Below are 13,884 nucleotides of genomic sequence, written 5' to 3' on the forward strand. Positions count from 1 at the left end.
CGTTACCTGAGCAGCATCATCTGCACGACCTTGACGATCACGAGACCGACCGCGATCACGAGGTAGCCGCGCAGCACGCCCATCCAGATCCGCGTCGACAGCGTCATCACCTGCGGCTCGAGCGTGTCGAGCGGCGGCATGCGCCACGTGTCGCGCAGCGAGCGGTCGACGCCCGGCTCGATCACGCGCTTGTTGCGGCGGATCAGCACCGTCGCGAGGTAGCCGGCGATCGCGAACACGGTGCCGCCCACCAGCACGTCGACGATCGCGTTGCCGCTGATGTCCGGATACATCACCGACGCGGTCAGGATGATCGACAGCAGCACCAGCACCCAGATCACCGCGCTGGTGAAGACGTTGAGCTTCGTCGAGTTGACCCATGGCCCGAGCACCTGCCTGTCGTTGCAGAGCAGCAGCAGGAACACGGTCGCGCTCGGCAGCAGCACGCCCGCGAGCGTCTGCACCGCCTCCGTCAGCAGGCCGAGCGGACTGCCCGGGATCAGCACCAGCGTCGCCGCGGCCGCGACGATGCCGAAGTAGACGAGATAGAAGCCCTTCGCGTCCGACACGTTGCGGTGCAGCGAGTGGCGGATCTTGAACACGTCGCCGATCGCGTACGCGGTCGACAGCGACACCGCCGCCGCGCCGATGATGCACGCATCGAGCAGCGCGACCGCGAACAGCGTCGCGCTCGTGCGGCCGGCATACTTCTCGAGGCCGGCGATGACGCCGCCCGCGTCGGTGAAGTTGCCGAACTCCGGATGCCCGCCGAACAGCGCGGCGCTGAAGCCGATCATCGCGACCGCGCCGATCAGCACGAACACGATGCCGATCCACAGGTCGGCCTTCTCGTACTTCATGAAGCGCGGCGTGATGCGCTTGTCGATCACGTAGCTCTGCTGGAAGAACAACTGCCACGGCGCGACCGTCGTGCCGACGACGCCGATCACGAGCAGCATCACGTCGGACAGCTTCGCGTGCGCGGGCCAGGCCGGCACGAAGAAGTCGCGCGACATCTGCGCGACCGGCGGGTGGATCGTCACGAGCACCGGCACGAGCAGCAGGCTCATCACGCACAGCACCACCGCGAAGCGCTCGAAGCGCCTGAAATCGCCGGTGCTGACCGCCGCCATCGTCAGCGCGGCGGCCACGCACACGCCGGCGACCTTCGGCAGCCCGAAGAAGTCGAGCACGAACGTGATGCCGATGAATTCGGTGACGATCGTCAGCGCGTTGAGCAGGAACAGGTCGATCACGCTGAACGCCCCCCAGAACTTGCCGAAGCGCTCGAAGATCAGCCGCGCATGGCCGACGCCCGTCACCGCGCCGAGCCGCAGCACCATTTCCTGGTTCACGTACAGCACGGGCACGAGCAGCAGCAGCGTCCACAGCAGCGTCGTGCCGTAGTTCTGCCCGGCCTGGGTATAGGTGCCGAATGCGCCCGCGTCGTTGTCGCCGACCATCACGATCAGGCCCGGCCCGATGATCGCGAGCAGCGTGCGCAGGCGCGCCCGCCACGTGCCCCGCGGCGCGGTGTCGTGATGCGCGATCGTCCCGAACGCGCCGCGGATGTCGCCCAGATGGGCGTCGTCGAGCACCGCGCCGCGTTCGACGGCGATCGGTGGAGAAACGTTGGATGGCGTGGACATGATGTGTTCCGTACGGCTAATGGTTATCTGTCAAGCGTGCAACCTTGGCATGAGCCGCAACTGCGTGGCGGCAGCCGCGCATGCGCATGCCGAGGCGCGCTCGGCGGTTTTTTATCGGACCAGCGATTTCAGCTGGTTCAGCAGGCGGACGAATGCCAGCGAACGGTTATCGAGCGACAGCAGCGCGTCGTAGTTCGAACGCGATTCCGTCACATGCGGGAATTGCGACAGCAGAAGGCCGAAGTTCATGGTCTGGCTCCGTGCGGCGGCAGCGTGCGTGCCGGCCGCGTCGTGGACGCGGGGCCAGTCCGGCGCCTGAGCGACGTCAGGCTATTCGGCCGGATTGTCCCTGCGACCCGGATTGAAATGGGTCTGGCGGCATAAAGGACAACTGTCACTGTCGTTCACGGCGGCTCCTGTTCAGCGTTCCGGAAGAACACGGTTGACCGCCGTCCTGCATGCGGGACACCGCGTGCGCATGCCTGCGAAAGGCGTGCGCGAACGCGGCCGCATGCCGGGCGGCGGCGAAACCAGATAGCGCATGCGCGACGGCATTACGCGTTACTGGCGCGAATCAGGGTGCACGTAGGGAGTTGCTGCGAAATACTGATGCGCGCACCGTTTGCCTCAGTGACAAACGGCGGCGTCGGGAAGGCGCGGACGTCGGTCGCTCAGGCGGAAAACTCGTTCGAAGATCGACTACTGCAAGCGTCCAAGGCGTTCGCCCCAAGAGTGAAGATGCCGGATTCTATGGACCGCCCGAAACCGAAGTCAACCCCTGGAATCCCCGTTATCGGGAAAATATTTCCGTGGCTCGGGCACTGAAAGATTCGCCCTCGAAATCGCGCGCCCGAACCTTTCAGCGCAGGCGCGAATGCTTCCCGGCCGACGCGCAGGCGCAACGGCGCCGGGCAACCGCGCGGGTGGCTCGCACGCGTTGAAACGACCCTTGCCCGCCGCCGCGACGTGCGCGCAACGCATGCAAGCTTTTGTGCGATTTTTACTTGCGCCGCAGCAAACGACGCGACTACAATCCGCCGCAATTCGACAAAGGAGTCCATCCGTGGACACATGCCCCAGTTGCAGTTCGATGCCGGTTCAAGCCGGCCAAGCCATCGCGAGCTAGCAGCTCGGGCATGTCCGTCGCCGCTAGCTCGCATTCGTCGGGTTAGCGCGCTTCCTTCCGGACCGGCCATCGCCGGTTCGTCCGTCGCACGCTCCATCAAGTTTCAAGCGCCGATCGCAGGCCGCACCGCGCGCGCCCGGAATCCATCACGTCGTCCGGCTTCGCCGCCGGACCGGACGGAGGCAACGTCATGGTCCTTCAATCGTTCGCGGTCAGACTCAAGCGATACGTGCACGTCGCTTGCAATCGCTCGCTCGTCTCGGCGCCGGTCGCGCTGCTATGCTCGGCCGCATCGCGCGTCGATTTCGCGCAGGTCTGGCGCGTCGGCGCCTGGCTGCCGTAAGCGCATCGCCTCGCTCGCGTCACCGGTTCATTCCATTAGCCAAACTAATCAATCAATGAGACTCGCATGAAAAACCATTACGAGCCCACTCCGCGCAAGACCCGTCTCCATGCGTGCGCGACGCTGCTGCTGTCGCTTGCGGCCGCGCCCGCGTTCGCGCAATCCGCATCGCCCGCAGCCGAGCCGGCCGCCGGCGACGCCGCCGCCGCGCCGGCGCCCACCGGCTTCTGGGAGCGCTCGAACCTGTTCGGCAACCTGGGCGGCCTGCGCGACGTGCTCGGCGATCACGGCGTCACGCTGAGCCTGCAGGAAACCAGTGAATACCTGTACAACACGTCGGGCGGCACGGCACGCGGCGGCGCATACCAGGGCCTCACGCAGTTCGGCCTGAACGTCGACACGGCCAAGGCGATCGGCCTGCCGGGCGGCACGTTCAACGTGTCCGGGCTGCAAATCCACGGCACCAACCTCACGCAGCGCAACCTGCAGACGCTGCAGACCGCGACCGGCATCGAAGCGAACTCGACCACCCGCCTGTGGGAGCTGTGGTACCAGCAGGCGTTCCTCGACGGCAAGGCCGACGTGAAGATCGGCCAGCAGAGCCTCGACCAGGAATTCATGGTGAGCCAGTACGCGACGTCGTTCATGAACGCGACGTTCGGCTGGCCGGTGCTGCCGGCGGTAGACCTGCCCGCGGGCGGCCCCGCCTATCCGCTGTCGTCGCTCGGCGTGCGGCTGCGCGTGAAGCCGTCCGACGCATGGACCGTGCTGGGCGGCGTGTTCGACGGCAACCCGGCCGGCCGTTTCGGCGGCGATGCGCAGCAGCTCAACGCGCACGGCACCAACTTCAACCTGCGCAGCGGCGCACTGCTGATCGGCGAGGTGCAGTACGCGCTCAACGCACCGCCGGCCGACCCGAAGGCGCCGCAGCCGGCCGGCCTGCCGGGCACCTACAAGCTCGGCGTCTGGTATCAGTCGCAGCATTTCGACGACCTGCGCACCGGCACGGACGGCCTGTCGCTCGCGAATCCGGCGAGCAACGGCATCCCGGCGAGCCATCACGGCAACTACGGGTTCTATGCGGTCGCGGACCAGATGGTGTGGCGCCAGGCGCCGGACAGCCCGCGCTCGTTGGGTGTGTTCGCGCGCGTGATGGGCGCGCCGGGCGACCGCAACGTCGTCGATCTCGCGGTCAACGCGGGCGTCACGCTGAAGGCGCCGTTCGCGGGCCGCGACAACGACGTCGCCGGTCTCGCGGTCGGCTACGCGAAGGTCGGCTCGCACGCGCGCGCGCTCGACGGCGACACCGGCGTGTACACGACGCCCGGCTATCCGGTGCGCCGCGCGGAGACGGTCGTCGAAGCGACCTACCAGTACCAGGTCACGCCGTGGTGGCAATTGCAGGCGGACCTGCAGCACTTCTTCCGTCCGTCGGGCGGCATCCCGAACCCGAACGCGGCGGGCGCGCGCATCGGCGACGAGACGGTCGTCGGCGTGCGCACGACGATCACGTTCTGATGCCGGGAGGCCCGGCGGCATGCACGCCACCGGGCCTCTGTCCGCTCACGGCGAGCGCGTCACTCGCCGTACAACCCGAGCAGCTTCAGCGTGACGCCGTTGGTCCAGCCGAAGCCGTCCTGCAGCGGATACTCTCCGCCGCCCCCACCGCCCGCGCCGGCGCCCTCGACCACATACTTCTCGACGAGCTTGCCCTCGGTCGCATACACGTGCTTCACGCTCGCCAGGAAGCGCGTGCCGATTTCCTTCGCGAGTGCGGGCTCGCCGTAGCGGCGCAGCCCGTCGACCGCGATCCACTGCAGCGGCGCCCAGCCGTTCGGCGCATCCCACTGCTGGCCGGTCGTCGCGGTCGTCGTCGCGAGACCGCCGGGCTGCAGCAGCGTCTTGCGCACCTCGCGGGCCGTCGCCTTCGCGCGCTCCGGCCACGCGACGCCCGCGAACAGCGGATACAGCGCAGCCGCGCTGATCGCGTCGCGCGGCTGGCGCAACTGCCAGTCGTAGTCGCCGTAATAACCGCGACGGTTCCACAGGTAATGATTGATCGCCTTCGCGCGCTGCTCCGCGCGCGCGGAAAAATCGGCGACGCAAGCGACGTCGCGCGCGATCGTGCAGCCCTTCACGATCGTCGTCTCGAGATGGAACATCAGGCTGTTCAGGTCGACGGGCACGATCGACGTCGTGCGGATCGTCGCGAGCGTCTTGCCGTCGCCGAGCCACCGCGAGCTGTAGTCCCAGCCGCTTTCGGCGCCCGCGCGCAGGTCGCGCCACACCTGGTTCGCCGGGCGGCCGGACGCCGCCTGCGCGGTCTTCACGTCCTCCAGATACGACTCGTCGCGCGGCGTGTCGCTCGCATCCCAGTAGCGGTTCAGGATCGCGCCGTCGGGCATCGCGACCACGTGGCGCGTCGCGCCGCCGCGCGGCGTCGTGCGCTCGCCCTGCATCCAGTACGCATGCTCGCTGCGCAGCGCGGGCAGGTACTTCTGGTAGACCTTGTCGCCTTCCGCCTGCGCGGCGAGCGTCACCATGTACGCGAAGAACGGCGGCTGCGAACGGCTCGCGTAATACGTGCGGTTGCCGTTCGGCACGTGGCCCATCGTATCGATCAGGTGAGTGAAATTGTCGAGCATCGCGTCGACGAGATCCTCGCGTCCGGACACCTGCAGGCCGAGCATCGTGAAATAGGTGTCCCAGTAATAGCCTTCCCGGAACCGCCCGCCCGGCACCACGTACGGCTTCGGCAGCGGAATCAGCGAGCTGTACGGCGGGACCGTCGCGCTCGTGCGCGTGAGCTTCGGCCACAGCCAGTCGATGTGCTCGCGCAGCGTCTGGTTCGGCGGCGGCGTGACGCCCGTGTCGACGGGCGGCGTGAAATGCCGGTCGGCGAACGCCTTCAGCGAAAAGCCCGGCTGCGATTGCTGTTGCTGATACAAGCGGACGATCGTCGCGGGATCGGTGTCCGGCGTCGCGTCGACGAAGGTCTTCTGGTCGGGATAGAGCTGCGCGGTCTGCACCGCGACGAACAGGTCGCCGTATAGCTGGCTCGGCGGCGGCAGCACCGCATTCGCCGCCGGCAATACGGACTGAACGGCGGCTTGGTTCGCGCTGTCCGCCTGCGCGGCGCAGCCCGCGACGGCGAGATACGTAACGGCCAGCGCGGCGGCCCAGCGGATGCGCCGCGCCGGCGGCGCGAGCGGCGATGATGCGATCGATGCGGCACGACGTGACGTCATGACGTGTCCCCTCCTTGCGATGGTGAGTGGATCGGCACGAGGTCTCGATTCGCGCGGTGCGCCCGATTCGATGGCCGTCGATCGATGCGCGTCGTTATGTGCGCCCGACTTTCGCACGAAACGCGCGCGTCACGCAAGCGACGCGTCACGCGGTTCGTGCCATTCGCGCAGATAGCCGCGCACCGCGCGCCACACGCGCGCGTCGAGCGCGGCCGCATCGGTCTCGCCGCGCTGGCCCGCCGCGTCGACGAGGCCCTTGATCATCGCCAGCAGATCATCCGCGACGACGTCCGGCGCCGCGAGCCGCGGCGCGTCGCCCCGGCCGAACGCGAGCAGCACCGCCGCATGGATGCGGTCCGCGACCCGCTGCGCCTGCGCGCCGAGCGGCAGGCGCGCCTCCTCGAAGTCGATCAGCCGCGCGAGCGCCGGGCGGCGCAATTGATGCGCGACCGCCGCGCGCACCAGCGCATGCAGGATCGCATCGCACGACGGCAACGACGCCGCGCGCGCAACGTCGTCGAGCAGCGCCGCGCTTTCGCGTTCGGCGAGCGCGGCGGTCAACGCGTCGCGATTCGGGAAGTACTGATAGAGCGAGCCGATGCTGACGCCCGCATGCGCGGCGATCGCGTTGGTCGTGTAGCCGTCGAAGCCGTCGCGCTCGAGAATGCGCGCGGCCGCCTCGACGATCGCGTCGACCGTGGCCGCCGAGCGCTGCTGGCGCGGCGATTTGCGAGGAGCGAGCGGCGTTCGGGCAGGCGTGCGGGACATGGCGCGGAGGCGGGTTGAGAATGCGAGTCGATGCTCGCATTCTAGAAACGCGATTTCCACACCGTCAAACGGGATATTCGGGGGACGTTCGATGACCGCGCAACCATCGGCGCGCGCGCAAAGTCGTCTCTTCCGCGCGCCGCGCCGACGGAACAACTGTTGCAACATTCGGAACAACCGTTGCCTTGCGTGACGCGCCGGGAGCAAACGGTGCATAATGGCGTCTTTACGCGCGCCCCGCCCATGTCGCCCGTCTTTCTTGCACCGCTCATCGTTGCCTGTGCGTTGTTCATGGAAAGCGTCGACGGGAACATCATCGTCACGGCCCTGCCCGCGATGGCGCGCGACTTCGGGCACAGCCCCGTCACGCTGAACATCGCGATCACCGCGTACGTCGTCGGGCTCGGCGTGTTCATCCCGATCTGCGGCTGGCTCGCCGACCGCTTCAGCGCACGCGCCGTGTTCCGCACCGCGATCGGCATCTTCGTCGTCGGCTCGCTGCTGTGCGCCGCATCCAATTCCCTCGGCCTGCTGACGTTCGCGCGCTTCGTGCAGGGCGTCGGCGGCGCGATGATGGTGCCCGTCGGGCGCATCATCATCTTTCGCGCGGTGCCGCGCGCGGATCTCGTGCGCGCGATGAACTATCTCGCGATCCCCGCGCTGTTCGGCCCGACCGTCGGGCCGCTCGTCGGCGGCTTCATCACGACGTACCTGCACTGGCGGATGATCTTCTTCATCAACGTGCCGATCGGCCTGTACGGCATCTATCTCGCCAGCAAGCACATCGCGAACACGCACGAGCCCGACCCGGGCCCGCTCGACTGGTTCGGCTTCCTGCTGTCGGCGAGCGGCGCCGCGCTGCTGCTGATGGGGCTCACGCTGATCGACGGCGCGCTGACCTCGCGCGGCAACGCGCTGGCGATGTGCGGCGCGGGCGCCGCGCTGCTCGCGCTCTACGTGCCGTACGCGCGCCGCAAGGAGCGGCCGGTGCTCGACCTGACGTTCCTGCGCATCCCGACCTATCACGCGAGCGTCGTCGGCGGCTCGCTGTTCCGCATCGGCCTCGGCGCGGTGCCGTTCCTGCTGCCGCTCGCGCTGCAGGAAGGCCTCGGCATGTCCGCGTTCCACTCGGGGCTGATCACCTGCGCTTCGGCGCTCGGCGGCGCGATGAGCCGCTCGACGGCCACCCGCACGCTGCGCCGCTTCGGCTTTCGCACGGTGCTGATCTACAACGCGGCGTTCGCGGGGCTCGCGATCGCCGCCTACGGCGTGTTCCATCCCGGCATGCCGACCTGGGCGATCTGGCTGATCGTGCTGGTCGGCGGGATCTTCCCCGCGCTGCAGTTCACGAGCCTCAACTCGATGATCTACGCGGATATCTCGCCGCGCGACGCGGGCCGCGCGACGAGCCTCGGCAGCGTCGTCCAGCAGATGTCGCTCGGCCTGGGCGTCACCGTCGCGGGGCTCGTGCTGCATCTGTCGCATTGGGCGCAGGGGCACAAGACGATGGTCTGGTCCGACTTCTGGCCGGCGTTCGTCGTGGTCGGGCTGTGCTCGTTCGCGTCGATCCCGATCACGCGCAGGCTGCCCCTGAACGCCGGCGACGAAGTCGCGCGCGGCAGGCGCCAGTAGGAACAACGATCGGGAATCGGCAGAAGAGGCGGAAGAGGCGCGGCAGAAAAAAATCAGCGGACATCCACACGGGGCCGGTGCACAGCCGCATGGATGTCCGCTCAGGGCTACGGAGCGCTTAATGGGGGCAAGCACTCCGGATTCGCTTCCTGCGTGCCATGGACATATGTGCGTCGGAAGCAGAATCGGCGCGCACACTGCAGCGCGCTCTGGAATGCACTATAAGGAATCTTCGGCCGCGCATCTGTCAACGATTGTCAGATGCGTTGCAGATGTGTTGCAGGCGCGCGTCGAGCGCGCCCGCCGCTTTCGCGCTAAAGTGGTGCCCGACCGCCACCCTCCCCGCCCATCCGATGCTTACGCTCTCGCCCGCCGCCGCCCGCGCGCTGCATCTCGCCGCGCAGGGCCTGCTGACGCCGCCGCGCCGCAAGGCGACCAAGGCCGACGTGCTCGACACGATCCGCCGCATGGCGCAGTTGCAGATCGATACGATTCACGTCGTCGCGCGCAGCCCGTACCTCGTGCTGTACAGCCGGCTCGGCGCGTATGCGCCGCAATGGCTCGACGAGCACCTCGCCGACGCGCGGCTGTTCGAATACTGGTCGCACGAGGCGTGTTTCCTGCCGATCGAGCAGTTCGGCCTGATGCGCTACAAGATGCTCGATCCGTCGGGGATGGGATGGAAATATGCGGCCGACTGGCATGCGCGCCACCGCGCCGACATCGACCGGCTGCTCGCGCGGATTCACGCGGACGGCCCGGTGCGCTCGGCGGACTTCGTGCGCGAGGACGGCGTGAAGGGCAACGGCTGGTGGGACCGCAAGCCGGAGAAGCGTCACCTGGAAGTGCTGTTCACGACCGGCGAGCTGATGGTGGCCGAGCGCCGCAACTTCCAGCGCGTGTACGACGTGCGCGAGCGGGTCCTGCCCGGCTGGGACGACGCGCGCGACCTGCCGCCGCGCGAAGCCGTGCTGCCGGCGCTGCTCGACCACACGTGCCGCGCGCTCGGCATCGTGCGCGCCGACTGGGTCGCCGACTACTACCGGCTGCCGCGCCGTTCGTACCGCGCGGAACTCGACGCGCTCGCCGACGCGGGCGAACTGATCCCGGTCGCCGTCGACGGCTGGAAAGAGCCGGCGTACGCGCACCATTCGCTGAACGCGCTATTGCCGGCCGCCGCGGCCGACACGCTGCGCTCGACCGTCACGACGCTGCTGTCGCCGTTCGACCCGGTGGTGTGGGACCGGCGGCGCGCGTCCGCGCTGTTCGATTTCGACTACACGATCGAGTGCTATACGCCCGCGCACAAGCGGCGCTACGGCTATTTCTGCCTGCCGGTGCTGCATCGCGGCCGCCTGATCGGCCGGATCGACGCGAAGGCGCATCGCGCGCAGCAGGTGTTCGAGCTGAAGACCGTGCACGTCGAGCCGGGCGTGCGAATCGGCTCGGGGCTGGCGAGCGACGTGGCGAAGGCGGTGACGAAACTCGCGGCGTGGCACGGCACGCCGGACGTCCGGGTCGGCAGCGCGCCGCCGGAACTGGCGCGCGCGCTGGCGGGCGGCTGACGCGCGGCCGCGTCGTTGCAACGTCCGTTTCTCCGCTGTAACGACGATTTATCCGTACTACGCCTGCTGCGCGATCCACGCGGCGATGTCCGGCCACGCGTCCTTCAGCGTCCGCGAACCCATGAAGAGGCCGATGTGCCCGCCGGGCACGAGCCGGCTCGTCACCTGCGCCGCGGGCGTGCCGAGATACTTGAGCGCATCGAACACCTGCTCCGGCGTCGTGATGTCGTCGGCTTCGCCGGCGAGCAGGTAGACGGGACAGGTCACGTCCTTCAGGTTCAGCGTGCGGCCGAGCGCGACGAACGTGCCCTTCGCGAGCCGGTTCTCCTTGAAGAGCTGCACGATCGCCTGCAGGTACCAGCGCCCGGGCAGGTCGATCGGGCTTTCGTACCAGCTCGCGAACGCCTCCTGCTTGCGCAGGTAGTCCGGATCGTCGATGTGCTCGTACAGGTCGACGTGCTCGGCCAGGTAGTGCTGGTCCGGATGCATGTTCTTCCAGCCGCGCAGCATGAAGCGCCCGCGCATCAGCCCGCCGCCCATTTCCACGAGCTCCTCGTAGAACGACGTCGGATACGTGTGCACCATCTGCCGGATCGGGCCGTTGCCCGCGTCGGTGTCGATCGGCGACCCCGCGAGCACGAGCCTCGCGACCTTGTGCGGAAAGCGCGCCGCGTACATCGCCGCCATCCAGCCGCCCTGGCACAGCCCGACGAAGTTGACGCGGCCGCCGAGCTCGTCGACGCAGACGTTCAGCTCCGCCAGGTACTGGTCGATCTCGAGATCCTTCATGTCCTCGGTCGCCGAGCGCCAGTCGGTCAGGTACAGGCGGCTCACGCCGTGCTCGCGCAGCGTTTGCATCAGGCTCTGGCCCGGCTGGTAGTCGGCGATCATCGCGCTGTGCCCGGCATACGGCGCATCGACGATCGTCGGCAACCCGCGCGCCGCGCCGTCCGAATAGTCGCGAAAGATCATCGTGCGCAGTTCGAGCAGCGGCCGGTTCGCGGACGCCAGCGCCGGATGCATCTCGAAATGCAGCTTTTCCTCTTCGGCGAGGAAGCGCAGGTTGCGCGCGGTCAGTTCCGTGCCGGCCTCGAACATCGCGGTGGCGGCGGCCATCGGCCAGAAGATCGGCAGCGCGGGAATCGGGAACGGCACGCCGGCGGGCGGGGTACGAGTCATGGGTTCTCCGGAAGCGGAACGGGCGGTTCAAATGGACAAGCGGTCCAGCAGGCCGCGCGCGTGCCGCGCGATCATCAGGTTCTCGTCGGTCGGGATCACGCGCACTGTCACGCGCGATGCGCCGCCGGAAATCACCGGCCGGTTGGCGGCGTTCGCGGCGGCGTCGAGCTCGATGCCGAGCCAGCCCGCCGCGCGGCAGATGCGCTCGCGCACCGCGGGCGCGTTCTCGCCGATGCCGGCGGTGAAGACCAGCGTATCGAGGCCGCCCAGCACGCCGGCCAGCGCCGCGAGCTCGCGCGCCGCGCGATACGCGAACAGGTCGACCGCATGCGCGGCCGCCGCCGAGTCGCTCGCGAGCAGCGTGCGCATGTCGCTCGACAGGCCCGACACGCCGAGCAGGCCGGACTCCTCGTAGATCAGGTGTTCGACCTCGTCGATCGTGCGTCCTTCGTGGCGCAGCAGATACAGGATCGCGCCCGGGTCCAGCGCGCCCGTGCGCGTGCCCATCGGCAGCCCGTCGACCGCGGTGAACCCCATCGTCGTCGCGACGCTGCGGCCTTCCGCAAGCGCGCACAGGCTCGCGCCGTTGCCGAGATGCGCGACGATCGTGCGGCGCTGCGCCCACGACGCGTCGAGCGCGGCGAGCGCCGTCGCGATGTATTCGTACGACAGCCCGTGAAACCCGTAGCGCATGATGCCCTGCTCCGTCAGCGCGCGCGGCAGCGCGAATTCGCGTTCGAGCGCCGGCAGCGTGTGATGGAACGCCGTGTCGAAGCACGCGACCTGCGGCAGGTCCGGCGCGAGCGCGCTCACTGCGCGGATCGCATCGACGTGATGCGGCTGGTGCAGCGGCGCGAGCGGCGACAGCGACGCGATCTTCGCGAGCACGTCGTCATCGATCCGCACCGGCGCGGAAAAATACCGGCCGCCGTGCACGACCCGGTGCCCGACGCCGTCGAACCCCGCGTCGTCGCCGACATGGCGCGCGAACCACGCATGCAGCGCGTCGATCGCGCCGTGGTGGCCCGTGCCCGCGACCGGGTGGTCCGCCAGCGTCGCGCCGCGCGCGTCCTTCACGACCAGGTGCGGCGCGTCGTGCAGGCTGTCGACCTGGCCGTGGACGCCCGCGCCGAGCGAGCGGTCTTCCAGCGTGTCGTACACGGAGAACTTGAGGCTCGACGAGCCGGCATTCAGCACGAGTACCGGATGTTTCATCGCGATGCCCCATCGATGTCGGCGAGGCCGGCGACGCCGACGCGGCCGGCCGACGCGCGCGTCGCGTGCGCATAGAGCGCCGCGACCGCGCAGCTCGCCATCCGCGTGCGCTCGTTGTCGGCGCGGCTCGTCAGGATGATCGGCACGCGCGCGCCGAGCACGATGCCGGCCGCATCGGCATTCGCGAGGAACGTCAGCTCCTTCGCGAGCATGTTGCCGGCTTCGAGATCGGGCGCGAGCAGGATGTCCGCATCGCCCGCGACGCTCGAGCCGAGATGCTTGAGCCGCGCGGCTTCCAGGTTGATCGCGTTGTCGAGCGCGAGCGGGCCGTCGAGCGCCGCGCCCGTGATCTGGCCGCGCTCGGCCATCTTGCAGAGCGCCGCGGCGTCGATCGTCGACGGCAGCTTCGACGTGACCGTCTCGACCGCCGACAGGATCGCGACCTTCGGCCGGTCGACGCCGAGCACGCGCGCGAGATCGATCGCGTTCTGCGCGATCTCGGCCTTCTGCTCGAGCGACGGACGGATGTTGACCGCCGCGTCGGTGATGAACAGCGGCTTCGGATAGGTCGGCACGTCCATGATGAACACGTGGCTGAGACGGCGCTCGGTGCGCAGGCCCGCGCCGTCGCGCACGACCTCGGCGAGCAGCTCGTCGGTGTGCAGGCTGCCCTTCATCAGCGCGTCGGCTTCGCCCATGCGCACCAGCTCGACCGCGCGCGCCGCCGCCGCGTGGCTGTGCGGCGCATCGACGAGCCGGTAGCCGGACAGGCCGATGCCGAGCGACGCGGCGAGCGCCGTGATGCGCGCCTCGGGGCCGACGAGCACGGGCTCGATGATGCCGGCGCGCGCGGCATCGACGGCCGCGCGCAGAGAGACGTCGTCGCACGGATGCGCGACCGCGACCTTGACCGGGGGAAGCGCACGGCAACGCGCGATCAGCGCGTCGTATTTCTGGTGCGGGCGGGAATCGACGGAATCGGACATCGGGCAAGGCTCCCTTGTCATGTGGGCGGGGAACGTGCTGCATGCTGCAATGCATTCTTGTGCGAATTCGGCGACGGTTTTTTGACATCGGTCAGAGATGTCGGGAGAAGTCCCGATAGCATCGATTCGTCCGCGACGGCATGCGCACCGCAACCGCCGCGCCCTTTCCGCCG

The 13,884-nt window shown here is 68.7% G+C and carries 11 protein-coding genes; 4 read left to right on the forward strand and 7 right to left on the reverse strand.

Annotated elements, in window-relative coordinates; all coding sequences use genetic code 11:
• Nucleotides 1-2 precede the first annotated feature (2 nt).
• Nucleotides 3-1,649, reverse strand: a complete 1,647-nt coding sequence (locus KY49_RS32180) for an NRAMP family divalent metal transporter (protein WP_042588313.1) — start codon at nucleotides 1,647-1,649, stop codon at nucleotides 3-5.
• Nucleotides 1,650-1,760: 111 nt separating this feature from the next.
• Nucleotides 1,761-1,898: a hypothetical protein gene (locus tag KY49_RS38345; RefSeq protein WP_010093942.1), complete on the reverse strand. Its 138-nt coding sequence runs from the start codon at nucleotides 1,896-1,898 to the stop codon at nucleotides 1,761-1,763.
• Between the two features lie 1,067 nt (nucleotides 1,899-2,965).
• On the opposite strand from KY49_RS38345, the gene KY49_RS38350 reads away from it, so the two are divergent.
• Both KY49_RS38350 and KY49_RS32185 read left to right on the forward strand, forming a co-directional pair.
• Nucleotides 2,966-3,118 carry a hypothetical protein gene (locus tag KY49_RS38350; protein ID WP_197083627.1) on the forward strand — a complete coding sequence of 51 codons (153 nt, stop codon included), beginning with the start codon at nucleotides 2,966-2,968 and terminating at the stop codon, nucleotides 3,116-3,118.
• A gap of 66 nt (nucleotides 3,119-3,184) precedes the next feature.
• Nucleotides 3,185-4,636: a carbohydrate porin gene (locus KY49_RS32185; protein ID WP_042588314.1), complete on the forward strand. Its 1,452-nt coding sequence runs from the start codon at nucleotides 3,185-3,187 to the stop codon at nucleotides 4,634-4,636.
• A gap of 59 nt (nucleotides 4,637-4,695) precedes the next feature.
• On the opposite strand, the gene treA is transcribed toward KY49_RS32185, so the two are convergent.
• Both treA and KY49_RS32195 read right to left on the reverse strand, forming a co-directional pair.
• On the reverse strand, nucleotides 4,696-6,366 hold the full coding sequence (gene treA / locus KY49_RS32190; RefSeq protein WP_042588315.1) for an alpha,alpha-trehalase TreA: 1,671 nt from the start codon (nucleotides 6,364-6,366) through the stop codon (nucleotides 4,696-4,698).
• Between the two features lie 129 nt (nucleotides 6,367-6,495).
• Nucleotides 6,496-7,134 (reverse strand): TetR/AcrR family transcriptional regulator, encoded by a 639-nt coding sequence (locus KY49_RS32195; protein ID WP_042588316.1) that lies wholly within the window; start codon nucleotides 7,132-7,134, stop codon nucleotides 6,496-6,498.
• A gap of 243 nt (nucleotides 7,135-7,377) precedes the next feature.
• Here KY49_RS32195 and KY49_RS32200 point away from each other — a divergent pair, with 243 nt between their 5' ends.
• Together KY49_RS32200 and KY49_RS32205 are read left to right on the forward strand one after the other, a co-directional pair.
• A complete protein-coding gene (locus tag KY49_RS32200; RefSeq protein WP_042588317.1) occupies nucleotides 7,378-8,766 on the forward strand; it encodes an MFS transporter in 1,389 nt (462 codons plus the stop codon).
• A 353-nt stretch (nucleotides 8,767-9,119) separates the two neighbouring features.
• On the forward strand, nucleotides 9,120-10,331 hold the full coding sequence (locus KY49_RS32205; protein ID WP_042588318.1) for a winged helix-turn-helix domain-containing protein: 1,212 nt from the start codon (nucleotides 9,120-9,122) through the stop codon (nucleotides 10,329-10,331).
• Between the two features lie 57 nt (nucleotides 10,332-10,388).
• On the opposite strand, the gene KY49_RS32210 is transcribed toward KY49_RS32205, so the two are convergent.
• From KY49_RS32210 to KY49_RS32220, 3 genes are read right to left on the reverse strand one after another with little or no spacing between them, the layout of a single operon-like run.
• On the reverse strand, nucleotides 10,389-11,510 hold the full coding sequence (locus KY49_RS32210; protein ID WP_042588319.1) for an alpha/beta fold hydrolase: 1,122 nt from the start codon (nucleotides 11,508-11,510) through the stop codon (nucleotides 10,389-10,391).
• Nucleotides 11,511-11,537: 27 nt separating this feature from the next.
• The gene (locus tag KY49_RS32215; RefSeq protein WP_042588320.1) at nucleotides 11,538-12,725 is read right to left on the reverse strand and encodes an acetate/propionate family kinase; all 1,188 of its coding nucleotides are present in this window, start codon (nucleotides 12,723-12,725) and stop codon (nucleotides 11,538-11,540) included.
• Nucleotides 12,722-13,711 (reverse strand): phosphate acetyltransferase, encoded by a 990-nt coding sequence (locus KY49_RS32220; protein ID WP_042588321.1) that lies wholly within the window; start codon nucleotides 13,709-13,711, stop codon nucleotides 12,722-12,724. Before KY49_RS32220 ends, KY49_RS32215 begins: the two co-directional genes overlap by 4 nt.
• Nucleotides 13,712-13,884: the final 173 nt, after the last annotated feature.

The sequence above is a fragment of the Burkholderia sp. MSHR3999 genome, from assembly GCF_000833595.1.
Taxonomy (GTDB): Bacteria; Pseudomonadota; Gammaproteobacteria; order Burkholderiales; family Burkholderiaceae; genus Burkholderia; species Burkholderia ubonensis.

What these genes read in the sequence shown, in the direction of transcription:
- KY49_RS32215 (WP_042588320.1), bottom strand. Translation starts at nt 12,725, where the DNA reads ATGAAACATCCGGTACTCGTGCTGAATGCCGGCTCGTCGAGCCTCAAG.
- KY49_RS32195 (WP_042588316.1), bottom strand. Translation starts at nt 7,134, where the DNA reads ATGTCCCGCACGCCTGCCCGAACGCCGCTCGCTCCTCGCAAATCGCCG.
- KY49_RS32180 (WP_042588313.1), bottom strand. Translation starts at nt 1,649, where the DNA reads ATGTCCACGCCATCCAACGTTTCTCCACCGATCGCCGTCGAACGCGGC.
- KY49_RS32205 (WP_042588318.1), top strand. Translation starts at nt 9,120, where the DNA reads ATGCTTACGCTCTCGCCCGCCGCCGCCCGCGCGCTGCATCTCGCCGCG.
- treA (WP_042588315.1), bottom strand. Translation starts at nt 6,366, where the DNA reads ATGACGTCACGTCGTGCCGCATCGATCGCATCATCGCCGCTCGCGCCG.
- KY49_RS32185 (WP_042588314.1), top strand. Translation starts at nt 3,185, where the DNA reads ATGAAAAACCATTACGAGCCCACTCCGCGCAAGACCCGTCTCCATGCG.
- KY49_RS32200 (WP_042588317.1), top strand. Translation starts at nt 7,378, where the DNA reads ATGTCGCCCGTCTTTCTTGCACCGCTCATCGTTGCCTGTGCGTTGTTC.
- KY49_RS38350 (WP_197083627.1), top strand. Translation starts at nt 2,966, where the DNA reads ATGGTCCTTCAATCGTTCGCGGTCAGACTCAAGCGATACGTGCACGTC.
- KY49_RS38345 (WP_010093942.1), bottom strand. Translation starts at nt 1,898, where the DNA reads ATGAACTTCGGCCTTCTGCTGTCGCAATTCCCGCATGTGACGGAATCG.
- KY49_RS32210 (WP_042588319.1), bottom strand. Translation starts at nt 11,510, where the DNA reads ATGACTCGTACCCCGCCCGCCGGCGTGCCGTTCCCGATTCCCGCGCTG.
- KY49_RS32220 (WP_042588321.1), bottom strand. Translation starts at nt 13,711, where the DNA reads ATGTCCGATTCCGTCGATTCCCGCCCGCACCAGAAATACGACGCGCTG.